This is a genomic window from Vibrio sp. 10N.222.51.C5 (assembly GCF_041474575.1).
GTDB classification, from domain to species: domain Bacteria; phylum Pseudomonadota; class Gammaproteobacteria; order Enterobacterales; family Vibrionaceae; genus Vibrio; species Vibrio crassostreae_C.
Genome location: NZ_JBFRUJ010000018.1, coordinates 72,482 through 95,478, shown reverse-complemented (window position 1 = coordinate 95,478; position 22,997 = coordinate 72,482). Strand labels below are relative to the sequence as shown.

General features: G+C 45.7%; 13 protein-coding genes. 10 read left to right on the top strand and 3 right to left on the bottom strand.

Annotated features, from left to right (window positions below):
* Positions 1 to 30: 30 nt before the first annotated feature.
* From hrpB to AB4558_RS07080, 10 genes are all read left to right on the top strand, one after another.
* Positions 31 to 2,529: an ATP-dependent helicase HrpB gene (gene hrpB, locus AB4558_RS07125; RefSeq protein WP_372072868.1), complete on the top strand. Its 2,499-nt coding sequence runs from the start codon at positions 31 to 33 to the stop codon at positions 2,527 to 2,529.
* On the top strand, positions 2,529 to 4,928 hold the full coding sequence (gene mrcB, locus AB4558_RS07120; RefSeq protein WP_372158440.1) for a penicillin-binding protein 1B: 2,400 nt from the start codon (positions 2,529 to 2,531) through the stop codon (positions 4,926 to 4,928). The genes hrpB and mrcB overlap by 1 nt, the downstream gene beginning before the upstream one ends.
* Before the next feature lie 38 nt (positions 4,929 to 4,966).
* On the top strand, positions 4,967 to 7,300 hold the full coding sequence (locus AB4558_RS07115) for a patatin-like phospholipase family protein (protein WP_372158435.1): 2,334 nt from the start codon (positions 4,967 to 4,969) through the stop codon (positions 7,298 to 7,300).
* A gap of 272 nt (positions 7,301 to 7,572) precedes the next feature.
* The gene (acnB, locus tag AB4558_RS07110; RefSeq protein WP_017072021.1) at positions 7,573 to 10,161 is read left to right on the top strand and encodes a bifunctional aconitate hydratase 2/2-methylisocitrate dehydratase; all 2,589 of its coding nucleotides are present in this window, start codon (positions 7,573 to 7,575) and stop codon (positions 10,159 to 10,161) included.
* Positions 10,162 to 10,459: 298 nt separating this feature from the next.
* Positions 10,460 to 10,828 carry a YacL family protein gene (locus AB4558_RS07105; RefSeq protein ID WP_019824378.1) on the top strand — a complete coding sequence of 123 codons (369 nt, stop codon included), beginning with the start codon at positions 10,460 to 10,462 and terminating at the stop codon, positions 10,826 to 10,828.
* A 238-nt stretch (positions 10,829 to 11,066) separates the two neighbouring features.
* On the top strand, positions 11,067 to 11,405 hold the full coding sequence (gene glnK / locus AB4558_RS07100; protein ID WP_004738200.1) for a P-II family nitrogen regulator: 339 nt from the start codon (positions 11,067 to 11,069) through the stop codon (positions 11,403 to 11,405).
* Positions 11,406 to 11,432: 27 nt separating this feature from the next.
* Positions 11,433 to 12,662: an ammonium transporter gene (locus AB4558_RS07095; protein ID WP_372103185.1), complete on the top strand. Its 1,230-nt coding sequence runs from the start codon at positions 11,433 to 11,435 to the stop codon at positions 12,660 to 12,662.
* A gap of 295 nt (positions 12,663 to 12,957) precedes the next feature.
* Entirely contained in the window at positions 12,958 to 13,971 is a 1,014-nt protein-coding gene (locus AB4558_RS07090) for a Fe(3+) ABC transporter substrate-binding protein (protein WP_372158432.1), read from the top strand.
* A 244-nt stretch (positions 13,972 to 14,215) separates the two neighbouring features.
* Positions 14,216 to 15,841 (top strand): ABC transporter permease, encoded by a 1,626-nt coding sequence (locus AB4558_RS07085; protein ID WP_372158429.1) that lies wholly within the window; start codon positions 14,216 to 14,218, stop codon positions 15,839 to 15,841.
* Entirely contained in the window at positions 15,841 to 16,869 is a 1,029-nt protein-coding gene (locus AB4558_RS07080; RefSeq protein ID WP_017059417.1) for an ABC transporter ATP-binding protein, read from the top strand. The genes AB4558_RS07085 and AB4558_RS07080 overlap by 1 nt, the downstream gene beginning before the upstream one ends.
* A gap of 152 nt (positions 16,870 to 17,021) precedes the next feature.
* Here the strand turns inward: AB4558_RS07080 and AB4558_RS07075 are convergent, their stop codons facing one another.
* From AB4558_RS07075 to AB4558_RS07065, 3 genes are all read right to left on the bottom strand, one after another.
* Positions 17,022 to 18,434, bottom strand: coding sequence for a phosphoglucomutase/phosphomannomutase family protein (locus tag AB4558_RS07075; RefSeq protein WP_372158425.1), 1,413 nt, complete (start codon positions 18,432 to 18,434; stop codon positions 17,022 to 17,024).
* Between the two features lie 74 nt (positions 18,435 to 18,508).
* Positions 18,509 to 20,914, bottom strand: coding sequence for a GH36-type glycosyl hydrolase domain-containing protein (locus AB4558_RS07070; protein WP_017066806.1), 2,406 nt, complete (start codon positions 20,912 to 20,914; stop codon positions 18,509 to 18,511).
* A gap of 127 nt (positions 20,915 to 21,041) precedes the next feature.
* Entirely contained in the window at positions 21,042 to 22,988 is a 1,947-nt protein-coding gene (locus AB4558_RS07065) for a beta-N-acetylhexosaminidase (RefSeq protein ID WP_372158423.1), read from the bottom strand.
* Positions 22,989 to 22,997: the final 9 nt, after the last annotated feature.

Genomic DNA, 22,997 nt, shown 5'->3' with positions numbered 1-22,997 from the left:
CTTATTTAGACAGGTAGGTTTTTATGTACAATGTTGCCAACATTACACCACAAGGTTCTCCCATTGCCACAACTGCCCATAGAAGCTGTGATGCCAGATCTGCTCGCTGGCGTAGAAACACACACTCAACTTATTCTAAAGGCCGATCCCGGTGCGGGTAAGTCAACATTCTTCCCTTTACAGTTAGTTAAGACCAACGCCGTTCAAGGCAAAATCATCATGCTTGAACCGAGGCGTTTGGCTGCAAGGAATATTGCTACTTACTTAGCGAGCCAATTGGGAGAAAAGGTGGGAGAGAGCATTGGCTTTAGAGTTCGTGGTGAATCTAAAAGCAGCAGTGCGACTCGCTTAGAGATTGTTACTGAAGGGATCATGACAAGAATGATCCAAACCGACCCTGAATTAACTGGGGTTGATATGGTGATCTTTGATGAATTTCACGAGCGCAGTATTCACGCCGATACCGCATTGGCGTTTAGCTTAGAGATCCAAGAGGCGTTGCGTGACGATCTGAAAGTGGTAGTGATGTCGGCAACTTTAGATCAACAAGCTCTGCAAACTTTGCTGCCGAATGCCAAATACGTTGAATCACAAGGTCGCACCTTTCCGGTCGATTTCCGTTATCAGCCTCTTAGTGCAAATGAATATCTAGCCCCTAAAATGGCTAACGTGATTCGCTCTCTGATGGAGAAAGAGTCAGGCTCACTTCTGGCCTTTTTGCCGGGCGTTTCTGCGATTAAGCAGGTGGAATCTCAACTAGAACAATTCGCCAATGATATCGATGTGTGTCCTCTGTATGGGCAACTCAGCTTTTCTCAACAGCAGAAAGCGATCGCGCCATCAGAGAAAGGGCGTCGAAAGGTGGTGTTAGCGACCAATATTGCTGAGACTTCTTTGACGATTGAAGGTATTCGATTGGTGGTTGATTCCGGGCTTGAACGTGTGGCGAAGTTCGATCTGAAAACCGGTATTACTAAGCTTGAGCAAGTGAAAATCTCGCAATCTTCAGCTGAACAACGAGCGGGCCGTGCGGGACGAATTGAAGAGGGCTTGTGCGTTCGTTTGTACAGCGAAACGCAGCTGATGCAGCAACCAGCTATACCAGAACCTGAAATTCTTCATTCTGATTTGTCTTCGCTGGTGTCTGAATTGACGCAATGGGGCGCTGCGAGTGCTGATGAACTGCAATGGTTAGACGTTCCACCCAAAGCTTCTATCGGGCAAGCCAAGCAACTCTTACAGACTCTTGAATTGTTAGACGATAATGGTCAATTTACGGCATTAGGAAAACAGGTCCAACGTTTAGGTCTAGAGCCTCGTATTGCCAGCATGTTGGTTAAAGCGCAGCAAGGTAGTCCTGCTCTGTTGAATGTCGCGATTGTTGCTGCTGCTTTGCTGGAAGAGCCGGAGCGCAATGTGACGGATATTCAACACTCTTTGCATCGACTTAAGCAAAGAAAACATTCCAAAAATAGCGTTGTGATGCAGCGAGCGAAAAGTCTCGCGAGCAAACTCAATCATCACTTAGATTTGTCACAAGCTGACGAATCATTGCTACCATTAGTGCTTTGTTTTGCCTTCCCAGACCGGATTGCACAAGTGAGAAGCGCGACCAGCAGTGCTTTCCTTTTGGCGAATGGCCACGGTGCTGAGGTTCGTGATGATGATCCACTGGCGAACAATAACTATATCGTAGTGATTGATTTGATGCGCAGCACAGGGCGAGCCAGTCAGATTTTCTTAGCCACCGCGGTTGATATCGCACAGTTAGAAGCTGAATTTCCAAAACTGTTTGTGCGTTCCGATTACGCCGATTGGGATGAGAAACGTGGCCGTTTAGTTGCTGAGCAGCGTGTATCTCTGGGCAAGTTGATTATCAGCACCAAAGCTTTACCTGATCCCGATGCGAATCAGGCGAGCCAAGCGCTGCTCAATTATGTCGCTCGATGCGGGCTGGATCGCTTAAATTGGACAGCTTCGGCTAAGCAGTTGGTTGAGCGTGTGCGCTGTGCAGCACTTTGGATGCCTGAGCATGATTGGCCAGCGATGGACGATGCGAGTTTGATTGAACACCTTGATGAGTGGCTATCTCCCTATCTGAATGGCATTAAGTCGGCAAAAGGGCTGGCTAGTGTTTCGATTGAGCAAGCATTGTCGGCTTATCTTGGCTGGCCTTTGAATCAAGAAATCGACCAATGGCTGCCAACACACTATCTGATGCCAACAGGCAGCAAGAAGGCCATTCGTTATCAATATCAATCTGAACCAGTGATCTCAGTGCGAATGCAGGAAGTCTTTGGCGAACAAGACTCGCCATTGATCGCGCAAGGGCGTAAAAAAGTAGTGCTTGAGCTACTTTCTCCAGCACAGCGACCACTGCAAATTACTCAAGATTTAGCCGGCTTTTGGGCTGGTGCGTACAAAGAAGTACAAAAAGAGATGAAGGGCCGTTACCCAAAACATCCTTGGCCGGATGACCCTGCTAACCATGTAGCAACCACTAAAACCAAACGACAGTTGAATCGATGATGATGACCAAAATGTTAACGCCAAAAAAGGCACCACCTAAAAAAGCGCCAGCAAAGAAGTCACCAGCGACCAAAGCCAAGCCAAGAAAACCAAGAGCGGCTGCGAAAAAGACCAAACCTAAGGCTAAGAAATCTGGCAAAAGAGGTTGGTTGAAGATCCTATGGGGCATTTCTTGGAAAGCGGGCTTAGCGCTTGCGGCATTGCTGTTGTTCGTCGGTATTTATCTTGATTCTGTGGTCAAACAGCGCTTTGAAGGTCAGCTGTTTGATTTGCCAACCGTGGTTTATGCGCGAGTGCTAGACCTGTCTCCGGGAACTCCGGTGAGTTTGGTTCAGGTTAAGAATGAGCTCGATGTACTTAATTACCGTAAGGTGAACGCGCCTCGTCACCCAGGCGAATACTCTTCTTCTTCGACCAAGATTGAAATGATTCGTCGTCCGTTCGAGTTTGTTGATGGACCGGAAGCGGATCGTCATGTGATGCTGCACTTCAATGGTAACGAATTAACTCGCATTCAGTCGCTGGAGAAGAAAGGCGACATGGGCTACCTGCGTGTTGAACCGAAAATGCTTGGCATGCTTGAGAAAAGTAACGATGAGCAGCGCCTGTTCTTAAAACGCAATCAGTTCCCAGAAGTGATGGTTGATGCCTTACTGGCAACCGAAGACCGAAACTTCTATCAACACGATGGTGTGTCGCCACTGGCCATCGCTCGTGCAATGGTCGTTAACGTCAAAGCTGGGCGAACGGTACAAGGTGGTAGTACGCTGACACAACAGTTGGCAAAAAACCTGTTCTTGTCCAGTGAACGTACATTGTGGCGTAAGGTTCGTGAAGCCTACATTGCACTTATCTTAGACCATCGTTACAGCAAAGACCGTATCCTAGAGGCTTACTTAAATGAGGTTTATCTTGGACAGAATGGTGGGCAAGCGATTCATGGCTTCGGTTTAGCGTCTCGTTTGTATTTTGGTCAACCTATTCAAGAGCTGCGCATCGATCAGCTAGCACTGCTGGTGGGTATGGTGAAAGGACCGTCGTATTACAATCCGGTTCGCTATCCTGAGCGTGCTAAGACTCGACGCGATCTGGTTCTTCGCTTATTGATGCAACAAGACATCTTAACTCCGCGACAATACGAAGAGGCGGCGAGTCGTGATTTGGATATTCAAGACAACCCACGCATTGCTAGCCGTCAGCCCGCTTATTTCCAACAAGTAAACATTGAGCTTAAGAAGTATGTCGGCGATCGATTTGAGGCGAAAAAAGGGATTCGAGTCTTTACCTCTCTGGATCCGGTATCTCAAGACAAGTTAGAGAAGTCGATTGCTCGTAAGGTGCCTGATTTATCGAAAACCGCAGGTAATAAGCTGGAAGCAGCAGCTATTGCCGTGGATAGAAATACCGGTGAAATCCGGGCGATGGTCGGTGGTAAGCGTACTGGCTACGATGGCTTTAACCGTGCCTTGAACGCGAGTCGCCCAATTGGTTCTTTGGTCAAGCCTGCAATTTACTTAACCGCACTAGAGCAGCCTCAGAAGTACACGTTGGCGACAACATTGAAAGACACGCCACTGAGCTTGAAAGGCAGTAAAGGTAGCGTGTGGAGCCCGAGAAACTTCGATCGTAAGTTCCGTGGCGATGTGCCTTTGTATGTGGCGCTTTCTAAGTCTTACAACGTACCTACTGTTCGTTTAGGCATGCAATTAGGCATTGATAGTGTCTCGGGTACGATTGGAAAACTGGGGGTCGATAAAAATGAGATTCGCCCAGTGCCGTCGATGTTTTTGGGTTCGTTCTCACTGACTCCGTTCCAAGTTGCGCAGATGTATCAAACCATTACCAATTCTGGGCGTATAGCACCTTTGTCTGCGCTTCGCTCAGTTGTTGATAACGATGGCGAGGTTCTGTATCAGTCGATCCCTCGTGTATCACAAAGCGTTGACCAGCAAGCCGCTTGGCTTACAACCTATGCAATGAAACGTGGCGTGTCTGAAGGTACGGGGCGTTTCCTACAAGGTCAGTTTGCATGGGCAGGGTTAGCTGGTAAAACTGGCACTAGTAATGACAGCCGAGACAGTTGGTTCGTGGGCGTAGATGGCCGTGAAGTGACGACCATCTGGCTAGGACGTGATGATAATAAGCCGACTAAGCTTACTGGTTCGAGTGGTGCGTTACGTGTTTATGCCGATTATCTCAAACAGAGAACACCCGAGCAGTTATTACTGCCTTGGCCGACAGGAATTGTCACCGCTAACTTTACTCGAACTTCTGAAGGGGCTTTAGAGTTTGATTGTGATGGTGCAGTTAAACTGCCACTTTGGGATGAGGGTGGAAACATTAAAAAGGGCTGTGAAAGTCAACCAAAACAGTGGCTAAAGAAGCTTTTTCAGTGGTAAAGTCGTAACAAGAAAGAATGACAAGGACAGTTAACATAATGATTTCTCGTTGGTTAGTGAGTGGCTTAGGTGTTGTCGGTACTGTGATCAGTTTTCAGCTGTTTGCATCCACCGCGACACAGATTGATCAATCTCAGCAGGCTGAACAAGCTCATAAAAGGCCAACCGTTGCTGTCGTTCTTGCTGGTGGTGGGGCAAAAGGTGCAGCTCACATTGGTGTGCTTAAAGCTCTAGAAGAGATGCAAATCCCGGTTGATTACATTACCGGTACCAGTATGGGCTCATACGTTGGTGGTCTTTATGCGACAGGGATGAGCGCAGACGAGATCGAGAGCTTTATTTATACGGTTGATTGGAATCGCGGTTATCGTGATCGCGTTAACCGTAGTGATCGCCGCGTACGTGACAAAGAATATGAAGACCGCTACCAACTGAACACCGATCTCGGCTTAGGTTGGGGCGAAATCAAAGCAAGGAAAGGGGTGGTGCAAGGCCAGAATATGTTGCGTATTCTGCGTGAGACCACGGGTAATCTATCCTCATTCGATTCTTTCGACCATCTTGCTATCCCATACCGTTCAGTCGCAACTGACATTATCGAACTTGAAGAGGTGGTCATCGATCATGGCCACCTTGTTGATGCCATGATGGCGAGTATGTCAGTACCCGGCGCGCTTCCCCCTTATTCCTTAGATGGTCGAATGCTGGTTGATGGTGGTGTCACCAATAACATGCCCGTCGACGTTGCCAGAGCGATGGGCGCGGACATTGTCATTGCGGTGGATATCAGTACCAACTACAAAGGCAAAGATGATTTCACGAATTTTCTAGCCGCAGCTGACCAACTCTCTAATTATCTTGTTCAACGCAGCACCCAAGAGCAAGCTGAAACTTTAACAGACGATGATGTCTTCCTGCGCCCAGATGTTGGGGAAATGGAGACGACAGAATTTGATAAAATGCCATCGGCTTTCCTCGCGGGCTATGAAGCTGCTAAGCAGCATACTGATGAACTTTCTAAGCTATCGCTCTCAAATGCCGATTATCAGCATTATATCGAGGACAAACAAAAAGCGCGCAGACAGCTAAAACACGGCGATAAGACCGTCGTTGACCGAGTTGTTATCAATAACAATACCCACTATTCCGATAAGCTGATCGAAAACCGTTTAAACCTTGATTCAGGTGAGATTCTGAAGACCAGTGAAATTGAATCTAAAGTACAAGACCTCTATGCGCTAGATAGATTCGAGTTGGTGACTTATGAATTTGACACGGTAGATGGCGAGGAGCAACTGCTGGTCGATGTGAACGAAAAATCTTGGGGGCCAAACTACCTCAACTTTCGATTCTTTCTTGAAGATGATTTCTCTACTACAAGCCAATACTCGCTCGGTGTCTCAGCCAACTTTACTGATATTAATAAGCATGGTGCAGAGCTAAGAACCAATATCGAGATGGGAACGGACAAGCGAATTGAAGCGGAACTTTACTCGCCATTCTTTTCGAGTCAAAAGCTGTTTACTTCGGCATCGGTTGTTTACAGCAAAGAGAACAGAAACCTACCCGCAGATATTGATGATATTGAAGAACCGACACTGGACGTAACGAAAGATTATCTCCCTATGACGTATAGTGAATATGTCGGTGAATTGGCATTAGGCTATCAACCAACCTTGTGGCAGGAGCTGACATTTGGTGTTCGTTATACAGATGGGGATGTTGAGGTTTCTTCGTTACCTTCATTGGGCAGTGGTGGCTACAAGCGTATTGGTGGCTTCATGGGTTACCGACTGGATACTTTGGATAATTTCAGCTTACCGACCAAGGGTTACTTTGTCGATTTAGAGTACCTCGTTTCTCATGATGATTTTGATAATGACAGCTCTCTTGGTGAATCGGATTTAACGTCTGAGAGTGATACGGTTTATGAGTTTTCGGCCAATTTCATGGCAGCAAAGAGTATTGAGAAGCATACTTTAGTCGCAAAGCTGGATTACGGTATTGTAGAGAGCAAAAATTCGATTTTCCCTATTGATCCCAAAGAGCTTGGTGGCTTCTTAAACCTGTCAGGTATTCCAAGGAATAGTATGATTGGTCAGAACTTGGCTTACACCAGCCTTATTTATCGTTATAAGTGGTTTGAAAATGACTTCGGCCTTTTTAAATCACCATTCTACGTGGGCGCATCCATTGAGCATGGTGGTGTTTGGTCGAACAATGATTTGAGTATTGATGAAGCGCCAATGTACACCGCGGGTTCTGTTTTCGCGGGTGTTGATTCTCCAATCGGGCCGATCATTTTAGCTTATGGCCGAACCGAAGATAATTTCGATTCGGTGTATCTGATTGTAGGTACGTCCTACAAATAATCATGCGCAGAGTCGCCATTTAAGTGCGTAATTAGGCAAAAATAGTGGGACTTTCGTCTTAACTTGCTATGTTGGTCAAAATGATAAGATTTTAATTTAACGTTAAATTTGCTATTCTACCGCCCACAGTTTGGCCTCTATGACGCCGCTCATCAATACAAATTGAATGACAAAAATGGCAATGGAGAGCCAAGTTTCCAAGGATGTTCACTTCTTTATTTTACTAACAATTATGAAGGGAAGAAGTGAACCGCAATGAGAGGAAAAAAGTCGTGCTTGAAGCCTACCGTAAACACGTCGAAGAACGTGCTGCCGAAGGAGTTGTTCCAAAACCACTAGATGCTGAGCAGGTAGCTGGCCTAGTTGAACTTCTGAAGAATCCACCTCAAGGTGAAGAAGAAATCATTCTTGACCTACTAGAAAATCGCATTCCACCGGGTGTAGATGAAGCTGCTTACGTAAAAGCTGGCTTCCTTACGGCTATCACTAAAGGTGAAGTAGCTTCGCCACTAGTAAGCAAAGCAAAAGCTGCAGAACTGCTTGGTACCATGCAAGGCGGTTACAACATCGAATCACTAGTATCTCTACTAGACGATGCTGAGCTTGCTCCAATCGCTGTTAAAGCGCTATCTCATACTCTACTGATGTTCGATGCGTTCTATGACGTAGAAGAGAAAGCGAAAGCTGGCAATGCTGCTGCACAACAAGTACTTCAATCTTGGGCTGATGCTGAATGGTTTACAGCGAAAGATAAAGTAGCAGAAAAAATCACAGTAAAAGTATTTAAAGTCACTGGTGAAACGAACACCGATGACCTATCTCCAGCGCCTGATGCATGGTCACGTCCTGACATCCCAGTACACGCGAAAGCGATGCTGAAGATGGAACGTGATGGCATTACTCCTGATGAACAGGGTAGCGTTGGTCCAATCAAACAAATTGAAGAAATGCAAAAAGATGGCATTCCACTGGCTTACGTTGGTGATGTTGTTGGTACAGGTTCTTCACGTAAATCGGCAACAAACTCAGTACTTTGGTTCATGGGTGAAGATATCCCATTCGTACCAAACAAGCGTACTGGCGGTGTTTGTCTTGGTGGTAAAATTGCACCAATCTTCTACAACACAATGGAAGATTCAGGCGCACTACCCATTGAACTGAACGTACAAGACATGAACATGGGCGATATCATTGATATCTACCCGTACGAAGGTGTTGTTCACAAGAACGGTTCTGTGATTTCAAACTTTGAGCTAAGCAAAGTACTTCTTGATGAAGTGCGTGCTGGTGGCCGTATTCCACTGATCATCGGTCGTGGTCTAACGGGTCGTGCTCGTGACGCTCTAGGTCTAGCTGAAACGGATCTGTTTGCTAAACCAATCGATCCATCTGCATCTGATAAAGGCTACACGCTAGCTCAGAAGATGGTTGGTAAAGCATGTGGCGTTGAAGGTGTTCGTGCTGGTCAGTACTGTGAACCTAAAATGACGACAGTCGGTTCTCAAGATACGACCGGTCCTATGACTCGTGATGAGCTTAAAGATCTGGCGTGTCTTGGTTTCTCTGCAGACCTTGTAATGCAGTCTTTCTGTCACACATCGGCATACCCTAAACCAGTCGATGTAAACACTCACCATACGCTACCTGATTTCATCATGAATCGTGCGGGTGTTTCACTTCGTCCGGGTGATGGCGTTATCCACTCATGGCTAAACCGTATGCTTCTTCCTGATACTGTAGGTACAGGTGGTGACTCGCATACTCGTTTCCCTCTAGGTATTTCATTCCCTGCGGGTTCTGGCTTGGTAGCATTTGCTGCAGCAACAGGCGTTATGCCTCTTGATATGCCTGAATCTATCTTGGTTCGCTTTAAAGGTGAAATGCAACCGGGTATCACGCTACGTGACCTAGTACATGCCATTCCTCTTTACGGCATCAAGCAAGGCCTACTAACGGTAGAGAAAGCCGGTAAGATCAACGAATTCTCTGGTCGTGTACTAGAAATTGAAGGTGTTGAGCACTTATCTGTTGAGCAAGCATTTGAGCTTTCTGATGCATCTGCTGAGCGTTCTGCTGCAGGTTGTACCGTTAAGCTTTCTGAAGAGTCTATCTCTGAGTACTTGAACTCGAACATCGTGATGCTGAAGTGGATGATCGCTGAAGGTTACGGTGATGTTCGTACGATTGAGCGTCGTATTACAGCAATGGAAGAGTGGCTAGAGAACCCTGAGTTGCTATCTGCTGATTCAGATGCGGAATACGCGCACGTTATCGAGATTGATCTTGCTGACATCGATCAACCAATCCTATGTGCACCAAACGATCCAGATGATGCTCGTCTTCTTTCGGACGTTCAAGGTACTGAGATTCAAGAAGTGTTCATCGGTTCTTGTATGACGAACATCGGTCACTTCCGTGCTGCAGGTAAGATGCTAGAAGAGTTTAACGGCTCGCTAAATACTCGCCTATGGGTGGCTCCGCCAACGAAGATGGATAAAGACCAACTGACAGAAGAAGGCTACTACGGCATCTTCGGTCGTGCTGGGGTACGTATCGAAACTCCTGGCTGTTCACTATGTATGGGTAACCAAGCTCGTGTTGCTGATGCTTCGACGGTTATGTCGACGTCAACGCGTAATTTCCCGAACCGCTTAGGTAATGGCGCGAACGTTTATCTGGCTTCTGCTGAGCTTTCTGCTGTTGGCGCGATTCTAGGTCGCATCCCAACGAAAGAAGAGTACTTAGAGTACGCTGAGAAGATTAATGCAACCGCTGCTGATACATACCGTTACCTGAACTTCCATAAAATGGGTCAGTACACGGAAAAAGCAGACACGGTTATCTTCCAAGAACCAGCTTAGTTCCTCGTTATATTTGTAGCTGCAGCGTTGTTGACTGCGTACGTTCACCGGAGCGCCGGCCGCCCTAATTACATAGAGCTTCTATGCTCATAGGGATGAACGAACTTGTCGCCTAACTGCAACTCCAACTATTTAGAGGAACCCAAATGATAGAACGTCTACTTCGGTAGGCGTTTTTTTATGTCTGAATACTGGACGACGAGCGACTCGATCTCTTGATGACTTCGCTATATACTCTCGCCTCATTTTTGCCACAACCCTTTTATTGAGTCTCTTTTTATTAGAGCTTTGGAGCCTTATGGAATTCGAATTTACTAGAAACACTCTAATGGGTGAATACTATGTGAAATGCAGCATGGGCCATGAGATTGTTGGCCGTTGGCTTCAAGAAGAGATTGGTAAAGATAAGCAGAAGCTAGATCATGTGATGGCGTTGATTGAGCAATCTCGACAGGACCTGAGCAATGAAGTGACGTTGCTTGGCAAGGAGATTAGCCTTGCGATCAATGAAGATGAAGTTACGATTCAAGAAAACGTGTTAGCGCATGAGCAAGAGATGGAAGAGGGCAGTGAATTCGACTTCTATAACTGTGAAAGCCAAGCAAGCTGCGGAATCGATGATTTCGAACTGCTCATCGAACGCTGGATGGATTTTTTAGGTTACTAGCCCTAACACCTATTTGTTAGTCACTCAGAGCTTTGAAGGCTCCGTTGCCCAAAACTGGAGCAACAATAGTGCAACGCATTAAGATAGTGAAAAGGCCGCACCATATTGGTGCGGCCTTTTTCGTTATTACGACCTTATTATCTTCATCTCATTTAAAATCAACTACTTAACTTTTTGGCACGCTACTTGGATTGTAATAAGAGAATTAACGGATTAAGTAAGAATTTAAGGAACGAATATGAAATTAATAAATGCCATTGTTAAGCCATTCAAATTAGACGATGTACGCGAAGCGCTCTCTGATGTGGGTATTGAAGGTATGACTGTTTCTGAAGTGAAAGGCTTTGGTCGTCAGAAGGGACACACTGAATTGTATCGTGGTGCAGAGTACCAAGTGGATTTCCTACCAAAGGTGAAGCTAGAGATTGCTACCCAAGCTGAGAATGTTGACCGAGTTGTTGAAGCGATTAGCCAAGCGGCACACACCGGAAAAATCGGCGACGGCAAAATTTTTGTGTATGACCTAAGCCAAGCCGTACGAATTCGTACTGGTGAAATGGATGCTGAAGCACTTTAAAGAATTACAAGGACTGGAGACTTTAATATGGAACTTACAACAACAGTAACGGAACTACGTTACGCACTAGACACTTTTTTCTTCCTCATTTCAGGTGCGTTGGTAATGTGGATGGCAGCAGGCTTCGCGATGTTAGAAGCTGGCCTAGTTCGTTCAAAGAACACCACAGAAATTTTAACTAAGAACATCTGTTTGTACGCAATTGCTTGTACAGCTTTCTTAGTGGTTGGTTACAACATCATGTATGTCGACAACGGTGAAGGCGGTTGGTTGCCATCATTTGGTACTCTAATTGGTACACAAGGTGAAGGCGCAGATCACTCTCTAGAATCAGACTTCTTCTTCCAGGTAGTATTCGTTGCAACAGCAATGTCTGTAGTATCTGGTGCGGTTGCTGAGCGTATGAAGCTTTGGTCATTCCTAATCTTCTCTGTAGTACTAACAGCGTTCATTTACCCTGTTGAAGGTTATTGGACTTGGGGCGGTGGTTTCCTATCAGAAGCGGGTTTCAGTGACTTCGCAGGTTCAGGTATCGTACACATGGCTGGTGCAGCAGCAGCGTTAGCTGGTGTTCTACTACTCGGTGCTCGTAAAGGTAAATACGGTAAGAACGGTGAAATCTACCCGATTCCTGGTTCAAACATGCCACTTGCAACGCTAGGTACATTTATCCTTTGGTTCGGTTGGTTCGGTTTCAACGGCGGTTCTCAACTGATGGTTTCGGATTTTGAGAACGCAACAGCAGTAGGTCAAATCTTCCTTAACACCAACGCAGCAGCAGCAGCAGGCGCAATTGCAGCACTACTAGTATGTAAAACAACTTGGGGTAAAGCAGACCTAACAATGATTCTTAACGGCGCGTTAGCTGGCCTAGTAGCAATCACTGCAGACCCTCTATCACCATCACCTCTATTTGCTGTAGCGATTGGTTCGGTATCTGGTGCATTGGTTGTATTCAGCATCATCGCTCTAGACAAAGTTAAGATTGATGATCCAGTAGGTGCTATCTCTGTACACGGTGTATGTGGTTTCTTCGGTCTAATGGCTGTGCCACTAAGCAACGCTGATGCAACGTTTGGTGCTCAGCTAATGGGTGCAGCAGTCATCTTTGCATGGGTATTCGGTGCTAGCCTAGCAGTATGGGCGGTGCTTAAAGCAACAATCGGTATCCGAGTAACGGAAGATGAAGAACTTGAAGGTATGGACATGCACGATTGTGGTGTCGGCGCTTACCCTGAGTTTGTATCAGTAAAATAATCAACAGTCGTCGCCTAATCTGAATGGGTTAGGTTGGACAAAGAAAGCCCCGCAACTCTTGTTGCGGGGCTTTGTTGTATTTACGGTTGCACAATATATAAACACGAACGTTGAAGTTAGGCTCATTGTTTAAGGGGAACGACAAGACACAAAGTTGAAATGGTTTGTTACAAAAGTGAGAGTTTGAATGGTCTGAGTAGACGGATTTTTTGTTGGTCGTCATTGTAATTATGTTAATGATGAATATAATAACGCAACTGATAGACATTATCATTTCGATATAAAGGATTTTACAATGAAGAAACTGCTAACACTTTCAGCTCTAGCGTGTGGTGTAATTGCCCCGATAGCAATGGCTGCGGAAGAAGTAAACGTATACTCTTACCGTCAACCTTTCCTTGTTGAGCCAATGTTCAAAGAGTTCACAAAAGAGACTGGTATTAAAGTAAACGTTAAGTTTGCTAAAAAAGGTTTAGCAGAGAAGTTAGCTCAAGAGGGTGAATACAGCCCAGCTGACGTTGTCTTAACTGTAGATATCAGCCGTCTATCTGAATTAACTAAACAAGGTCTAGTTCAATCTGTAGAGAGCGATGTACTTGAAAAGAACATCCCAGCTCAATACCAAGATACAGATAACGAGTGGTTCGCTCTAACAACTCGTACACGTAGCGTTTATTCTTCACGTGACCGTGTTGGTCGTCTAGGTGAAGAGTTCACTTACGAAGATCTAACTAAGCCTGAATTTAAAGGCAAAATCTGTACTCGTAGTGGTAAGCACCCATACAATGTTTCTCTAGTATCTTCGATGATTGCTCACAAAGGTGAAGCTGAAACGAAAGAATGGCTAGAAGGCGTAAAAGCAAACCTAGCACGTAAGCCTCAAGGTAACGACCGCGCGCAAGTTAAAGCGATTAAAGAAGGTCTATGTGATGTTGCTCTTGGTAACAGCTACTACCTAGGTAAGATGGTTAATGATAAAGAGCAAAAAGCTTGGGCTGACTCTGTTTACATTAACTTCCCTAACCAAGAGACTACAGGTACTCACGTAAACATCTCTGGTATGGCAATGGCTAAATACTCTCCAAATGAAGAGAATGCCGTTAAGCTGATGGAATTCCTATCTGGTGACACAGCACAAAGCATGTACGCAGAAGTGAACTACGAATACCCAGTGAAAGCAGACGTTAAACCTTCTGAGCTTGTTGCTTCATGGGGCGAGTTCAAAGCGGATACTATTTCTCTAGACGAAATTGCAAACCACCACGCGGCTGCAATCAAGCTATTAGACGAAGTTAAGTTCGATCTATAATTTATTACGGTAGGCTTCGGCCTAAGTAAAATGACAACCTCAAGTCGCCATTTTGGCTACTTGGGGTTGTTTGTTATTGGAAAATCACTTTTTGATACAAAGCACCCCGTTGATCCCTTGAGTTATTAGCATCTCACCTTGAAGTCATTAGAGTATATGGGTATAAATAACCCCACCATTAAAAGGATATGAGATGTATTTGCAAATGCATTTGTGTTTCATTAAGCCTCGTTGTAGTTAGGCGATGAAAGAAAAGAATTATTTATGGAACACCAGTAGCGGCATTATTGCTGTATTACTGGTCTTACCGATCTTAGCGATTTTTACGACGGCTGTTGGAGAAACAGATGAGCTATTTTCTCATCTGATGTCCACAGTGATGCCTACCTATGCCTACAATACGGTGGTTTTAGTCATAGGAACCATGTTCCTGTCTTTAGTTTTTGGTATTCCGTCGGCTTGGGTTATGGCAATGTGCCGTATTCCGGGAGAGCGTGTTTTGCAGTGGGCACTCGTCCTGCCATTAGCAATGCCAGGCTATATTGTTGGCTATATCTTTACCGATTGGTTCGACTTTGCCGGCCCTGTTCAGGTTCTACTGCGAGATCTTACTGGGTGGGGACCCAGTGAGTATTGGTTCCCAGATATTAGAACCTTATCCGGCGCTATTATTGTTCTGTCTCTCGTTCTCTATCCTTATGTTTATTTGCTGTGCCGCGCGGCATTTATGGAGCAAAACGTCTCCTTATTACAATCTGCTCGTTTGCTAAAATGCTCGCCTTGGGAAAGCTTCCGTCGTATCTCCTTACCACTTGTTCGTCCATCAATGGCGGTCGGTTTATCGCTTGTTGCTATGGAGACCATCGGTGACTTTGGTACCGTGAGTTACTTTGCGGTAAATACTTTAACGACTGCGGTTTATGATGCTTGGCTAGGCTACTCAAGCTTAACGGCAGCTGCGAAAATATCGGCAATCATGCTGGTTATCGTGATCCTATTATTGAGCTCAGAGCGATACAGTCGCCGTAAGCAGAAGCTATTCCAGAACCAGTTCAGCAGCCGCGAAGATTTTCGTTACAACCTCTCTGGTTGGAAAAAATGGCTGGCACTATTCTGGTGCTGGGGACTAGTTTGCGTTGCGTTCTTATTCCCTCTTGGCCAACTCATTATTTACGCCTACAAATATTTTGCTCAAAGCTGGACCCCTGAATTCAGAGAATATGCTATCAACAGCCTTTACGTTTCGGTAGCTGCTGCGATTATTGGCGTGATTATCGCGATGATTGTGAACTTTAATCAACGTGTCAGCCCGAGTAAGAAAAATCAGGCTTACATGCGTATTGCTTCGATGGGCTATGCTGTTCCAGGCACTGTGTTGGCGATTGGTGTGATGGTGCCTGTGTTGTTCATGGATCACTTAGTCAATGATATTGCCAAAGTGATGGAGTGGGGACGTCCGGGGCTGATTTTCTCTGGTTCCATGTTTGCGCTTATCTTTGCAATGGTGGTGCGTTTTTCTGCAGTGGCGATTGGCAGTATTGAAAGTAGCTTGAGTAAAGTATCTCCTTCATTGGATATGGCTTCTAAAACCATGGGCTGCAATACCAACCAGATGTTACGTCGTGTTCATTTACCTTTGATTAAACGTGGCGCATTGATCGCTGGCTTACTGGTGTTTATCGAATCAATGAAAGAGTTGAATGCGGCATTGCTGCTGCGTCCTTTCAACTTCGAGACATTGGCGACTTATGTTTATAACTATGCCTCAGATGAGCACCTAGAATTGGCGGCGATGCCTGCTGTATTATTGGTGTTGGTGGGTTTAATTCCTCTGATCATCGTAAACCGTTCCTTGGAGCAGAAAAACTAATGAGTTGTGCATTATCAATTAAAGATCTGACTTGTAAGTATGAGTCGCAAACCATTTTGGAAGCGCTCTCGTTAGAAGTTGAGCATGGTGAAATTGTTTGTCTTCTTGGTGCGAGTGGCTGCGGTAAAACGACCTTACTGAAGGCGATTGCGGGCTTACTTCCATTGAGTAGCGGTGTGATGAGTTTGAACTGTCAAACCATTGATGATGGCGAGAATTGGTTGCCACCAGAGCAGCGTAACATTGGTATGATTTTCCAAGATTACGCCCTGTTTCCGCACCTGACGGTAAACCAGAATGTCGGCTTTGGCTTGAAAGACCTTTCTGAGCAGCAAAAGAAAGACAAAGTTCAAGAGATGCTGGAGTTGGTTCACTTAGATGAGTACGGTGACCGCTACCCACACCAGCTTTCAGGTGGTCAACAACAGCGTGTCGCTATTGCTCGTTCTTTGGCGTACAAGCCAGACTTGCTACTGTTAGATGAACCATTCTCAAACATCGATACTCAGGTTCGTCATGAGCTGATTTCTCAGATTCGCAAGATTTTTAAGAAGCAGGGTGTTACAGCTATCTTCGTAACTCACAGCCGTGAAGAAGCGTTCGCATTTGCAGATAAAATGGCAGTAATGAACCATGGTGTGATTGAGCAGTATGGTTCGGCATCTGAGTTGTATTTCCATCCATCAAGTAAGTTTGTTGCAGACTTTTTGGGTGGCGGTAGCTACCTCAATGCACAGCGTATTTCGGAGCATGAATTTGAAACCAGTTTGGGTATGGTTGAAGCCAAACCGCAAACGGAGATTGAGTTCGGCAATACATGTGAGCTTCTGCTAAGGCCCCAGCATATCCAAGCAAGTTACGAGCAAGATAGTGCTATTTCGGTGCTAGAACAGCAATTTATGGGTGATCACTGTCGTTATGTAATCGAAGCGCATGGTCAGAAGTTATTAGCAACCTCGTCAGAAGCACTTGAAGTTGGTATGCCGGTCAACGTAAAAGTGGATACCAAAGGCGTATTGGCTTTCTAATTAGGTACAACTCATAGTACCGATAATTCGTGATGAACCATAAAAAAGCCCAGCACTTTAATCGAAAGTACTGGGCAAAAGTTCTTCATCTATAGGGGTTAACAAGGCAGTGATTTGTTAAGTCCCATACAAGACTGCTGCGCTCTATAAGCCTATAGAGAGAGGAAGTCTTTCACTTTTTGAAGAACATGTTCTGCAGTGTCTTTATCTTCCATTTCAGCGAAGATTCGTAGCAATGGCTCAGTTCCTGAGAAACGAGCAATCACCCAGCCGCCATTCTTGAAGTACACCTTGGCACCATCTTCATAGCTGACTCTTTCAATTTTGTATTCAAATTCAGGCAGTTGCTTCTCGACGTAGATCTTAGTGTAGAGCGCTTCTTTCTCTGAAGGTTTAAACTTATAATCGCCTTCTGCGGTGTAGGCATAGCCATATTTAGAGTAAATCTCATCAAGTAATTCAGACAACTTCTTGCCTGTCACACTGATCATCTCAACCAGTAAGCTTGAAGCAAATACGCCATCCTTACCTTTGATGTGACCACGAATGGTTAAACCACCTGAACTTTCGCCACCAATCAGAGAGTCATCGGCCTCCATTTGTGAGCTGATATGCTTAAAGCCTACAGGAACCTCAAAGCTCTTCTCACCATGATCTGCCGCCACTTTATCCAGTAGGTGTGTGGTTGCGATGTTACGAACGACAGAGCCCTTCCAGCCTTTGTATTCCAGCAAGTAGTAGTAAAGTAGGAGTAGCACTTCGTTAGGGTGAATGAAGTGACCTTTCTCATCGATGATTCCCAAACGGTCAGCATCGCCATCAGTACCAATACCAATGTCATAGCCTTCTGCTGCAACTAAGTGCTTCAAGCGATACAGCGTTGCAGCATTTGGCGACGGCATTAAGCCACCAAAATCTGGGTTTTTGCCATCGTTGATGACGTCGACATCACAGCGACCGTTAATCAGCACGGTTTGCAGAGCATTTTTTGCAACGCCAAACATTGGGTCAATCAGTACACGTAGATTCGCTTTCTTGATCGAATCGATATCGATGAAGTTGATGATTGAATCAACAAAGTCGTTCATCGGGTTGATGATCTCGATTTCTTTGTCGTTTAATGCTTGCTCGAAATCGACACGAATAATATCTTCGTTGGTCAGTGTTGCGATTTGCTGTTCGATCTTCTCTGTGATGATCTCATCAGCATCACGGCCACCTTCAATGAATACCTTGATGCCATTGTAATCGGCTGGGTTGTGAGAGGCGGTAATACACGCCGAGTAGGTGCATCCCATCTCTTTTGCTTGGAACATCACGATAGGTGTTGGAACAAACTTATCGATGAAGCTTACTTTGATGTTGTTCGCCGCAAGTACTTCTGCAAACCAACATGCGGCTTTATCGGAAAGGAAACGACGGTCATAGCCGATCACAAACCCATTCTTGGCTGCATCTTCGTTGTTGATGATGTTAGCGAGTGCTTGCGCTACCAAACGGACGTTTTCTCTAGTGAACTCCTCACCAATGAAAGCGCGCCAGCCACCTGTACCAAATTTAATCATTAGAAAATCCTTTTAGTCTCATTGTCTCAAGCCTGTAAAGACTTGAGACAAGAGCTGTTCGTTAAATTGCGTGACTAGCCTAGAACAACGACAACATCGTTCACGCTGCCTTCTGCTTGTACTGGGATAGCGCCTTCAACTGATTCACCATTGATAGTAATAGAGGCAACGCCTTTGCTTACTGCATTCGGGTTTTGCACTGTGATGTTGTAAGTTGCGCCACGCCATTGACGAGTAACCTCGAATTCTGGCCAATCAGTCGGGATACAAGGATCAACCGTTAAGCCTTCAAAGCCTGTACGAACACCAAGAATGAAGTTGGTTACCGCGAAGTAAGCCCAACCAGAGGTACCGGTTAACCAAGGGTGGTTTGCACGGCCGTGGTCTTGGTGATCTTTACCCATGATGAACTGCACGTACGAGTATGGTTCTGCGTAACGCGTTTCAATCATGTCGTTTTGGTTGTATGGGTTCAGTGCGTCATAGAATTTCATCGCACGGTCACCACGGCCTAGTTTCGCTTCTGCTACCCAGGCCCATGGGTTAGGGTGAGAGAAGATTGCGCCGTTCTCTTTTACGCCTTGGTAAACGCGAGTTACGAAACCGATATCATCGTTTGGTGTTGCAAATGAAGGAGAGTTTAGGTGTAGGCCGTATTCTGAGAAAAGGTTCTCATCAACAGCGTCCATCGCTTTCTCACCGCGTTCTTGAGATACAGCACCAGATAGAACGGCTAGCGTGTTTGACTCAAGGTGTACACGACCTTCAGCTTGTTGAGCGGTACCGATCTTGTCGCCATTTTTAGTTAGACCACGGATGTACCAGCCGCCTTCGTCATCCCAAAGGTGCGTTTCACACGCTTCGCGAACGTTAGCTGCCATTTCAGTGTATTTCGCAACATCAGCATCGTTATTACGGAACTTAGCAAGATCTAGGAATTCTTGTAGCGCCCAGAAGTGTAGGAATGAAACCATTGAAGATTCACCACCACCTAGGTTCAAACAGTCATTCCAGTCAGCTCGAAGACCTTTACAGATACCCGTTTGACCCACGTATTCAGCAGAGAAGTTCAGTGCCGCTTTCATGTGTTCATAAACTGTCGCCTCGCCACCGTCTGCGTATGGAATCACTTCATCGAAGAAGTCGTGCTCACCGGTTTCCATTACGTATTTGATAATGGTCGGAACGATCCATAGGTGGTCATCAGAACATGTGTCTTCAATGCCGTGGATCTTGTCGTCATCTGACGGTGTTGGAACAACTGTTGGTGATTTTGATGGCTCAACGTCGGCTTTCTCTGGATCGAACCAGTCAGGATCGAACAAGTGTAGACCGTAGCCCGCTTTCACTTGGCCGCGAAGCAGGTCGATAATACGTTTCTTGGTCATTTGTGGGTTGGCATGGGGTACTGAAATAGCATCTTGAGCCGTATCACGGTAACCAAGACCAGTACGACCGCCAACTTCGATGAATGATGCAAAGCGTGACCAAACCACACAGGTTTCCGCTTGGTATAGCGTCCACGTGTTGATCATTGTGTCTAAGCCTTCGTTTGGCGACTTAACTTGGAATTTGTTGCAACGCTCGTCCCAGTGATCTTTGATGCCTTGGAAAGCGGCGTCTACGTTTGCTGTGTCTTGGTACTTCTCACGTAGGCGTTCACCGTTGCCTTTACCGATACCGAGTACATACGCAAAGCGAACTTCTTCACCGGGTTGAATCGTAAATTGCTTGTGCAGAGAACCACAATGGTTGTAACAAGTTTGAGCGCTGTTAGAACACTTACCGTTTTCAACCGCAATTGGATTTGCTTCATCACGGTACATACCAAGGAAGTTGTCACGTTGGCCATCGTAGCTGTCTGGTGAGAAAGTTGAAGCTAGGTAGTAGAAGCCTTCAAAGTCGTTAGTGTTGTAGTACAGGTCGTATTCCAGAACACCTTCTTGGTAAGACGTGCCCGCAGAGTACAAAGACATCTGATGGTTTTGATTGTCTGATTGAATATGGCTGAAAGAGAACTCAACAAATGAGAAAGTGCTGATAGTACGTGGCTTGTCAGTGTTGTTCTTTAATACAACGTCCCAAACTTCTGCATCTTCACCCTTAGGTACGAATAGCGTCTTGGTTGCGGTAATGCCGCTGTATTCACATTTGAATTTTGAGTATGACAGGCCGTGACGAACTTCGTAGTTCGCTTCATCTAGGCTCTTTGCCACTGGTTGCCAAGAGATAGACCAGTAATCACCCGTCTCATCATCACGCAGGTACACATAGTGTCCTGGGCGGTCAAAGGTGCCGTTTGGACGGAACTTAGTAACACGGTTGTATTCCGGAGAATTATAGAACGAGTAACCGCCCGCATTGTGCGAAATCACGGTACAAAACTTTTCAGTACCTAGGTAGTTTGTCCAAGGTGCTGGTACATCAGGGCGAGTGATGACGTATTCGCGATTGTCGTTATCGAAATAGCCGTATTTCATTGTCATTTCCTTTTTAACAAACTGCATCTATGCAGCTAATTTTTAAATAGTGATGCTGAGTCGTATCTAACTGAGCACCTTAATTTGAGTCAGCAACCACTCGATATGAGTGTCGCTTTGGTTTGTTTTATTGAGCTTTCCAAGGGTTGCGATAATCAACATTGAGTTTGTCGAGTAATGGCAGATGCCCCTTTAGGCGAGATAGGTAATCTAGCCAGTTTCGGTTGTTTTTATGTGTCCAACATCCTTCAGCTAAAGCGCTAATTCTTGGGAATACCATGTAATCCATACGCTTTTGGTTGGTGACGATCTCACACCATAGAGCACACTGAATTCCGCGGATCCGCTTACGAATTGGGTCGGTGTCGGATATCTCAGCAAGTGCTTCGTAGGTATAAGCTTGTTCTAATGGGATAACGGCAGCCCAATCTACGCCCGGTTCTTCCGGTGCATAATCTTGGGTCATGTCGAGATAGGTAAACTGTGCAGGTTGCAACACCACATCAAAGCCTTGGCGAGCGCAATTGACAGCCGCTTCTTCACTGAGCCATGAGTAGATGATGGTCTCTTTACTCACTTTGTCGCCGTGCTGTGCTTCTTCCCAGCCGACCATGCGTTTGCCGAGTTGCTTAAGCTTGTTTTCGGCATAGCGGAATAGGTGACCTTGTAGGTCTTTGCTGTCTTGGTACTGGTGTTCTTTCATCAACGCTTGAGCAGCAGGGCTGTTGCTCCACACTCCCGGTGGCACTTCGTCTGCACCCATGTGAATTAATTCGCTCGGGAACAGCTCTGCGACTTCTTCAATAACTGCATCTAGAAATTGGTAAGTGCCTGGTAAACCTGGGTTTAGGACGTTGTCGTTGTAGTGCTGAATGCTTTTGTATTGAGTAGTGTCAGCTTGCTCTACCAACATGTCAGGCAGTGATTTGATTGCGGCACGGCAGTGTCCCGGAATATCGATCTCTGGGATCACCGTGATGCTGCGTTGCTCTGCATATTCAATGACTTCACGAATTTGTTGTTGCGTGTAGAAGCCGCCGTAGTTTTCCGCAATGTGGGTATATTGCGGCTCTAGTGCATGATCAGGGCCACGCCAAGCGCCAATTTCTGTTAGCTGTGGCAGGCTCTTTATCTCAATTCTCCAACCTTCATCGTCAGTTAGGTGCCAATGAAATACGTTGAACTTGTAGTGCGCCAGTTGATTGATTAAACGCTTCACTTGCTCTACTGAGTGGAAGTGACGAGCGCAGTCTAACATCATGCCGCGGTACTTAAAGCGCGGTTGGTCGGCTATCTTGCAACATGGTAGAGAGAAGTTCTCTGCGTCCAGTTGTTGAACTAGTTGAATCAAGCTTGCCACAGCGTGTGTAAAGCCCGACTGGCTGCCTGATTCAGCAATAATCTGTTGTGCAGTGATGGTCAGTTTGTATTCGGCTTCATCTAACGTCGGGTTGCTGCGAAATAGAATGTTGCCGCTTTCGTCTTTTGAAAGTTCAGCTGAAAGCGCGGTCGAAAGAGACAGCTCAAAGGTCGAGAGCAACTCTTGCTGGAACCAAGAGACTGCCTTATCAGCAAGATGAGATTGAACCTCAATTCTGCAGTCGTTATTTAGCGCGAAGTTACCTTGCTGAAATTCGATCTGATTAGGCTGAGGAATCAATGCAATCTCAGCAGCGTTAACTTCAGGTATTTGATTGCGTTCACGGTATGGCGAAGCCAGTACTATGGGTGATATCGCGACAGGCAGTACCGATGTTTCTCCATCATTATGTGACTGGATAAAGGCATCGTTAAGGCCATCAGAATAGAAGCGGAATGGTGCGCTTTGAAGACTGAATTCAAGGTAGTAATGGTTGTTGGCCTTTAACACTGACGAACTTGGTGTGAATGAGCAAAAGCTGCCAACTTGAGTCAGCTCTCCTTGCGATAAACTCTCTGGAAGGATGAAACGATCAAATGCAAAGTGCAGAGACCAATCTTTTACGTCGAGGTCACTTAAGTTATGTACCGTAAGGCCAAATCGGCAGTTATTTTTTTGTTCAGAAAGAACAGCTAAGTCGATGCGATAATTCATATAACTTCC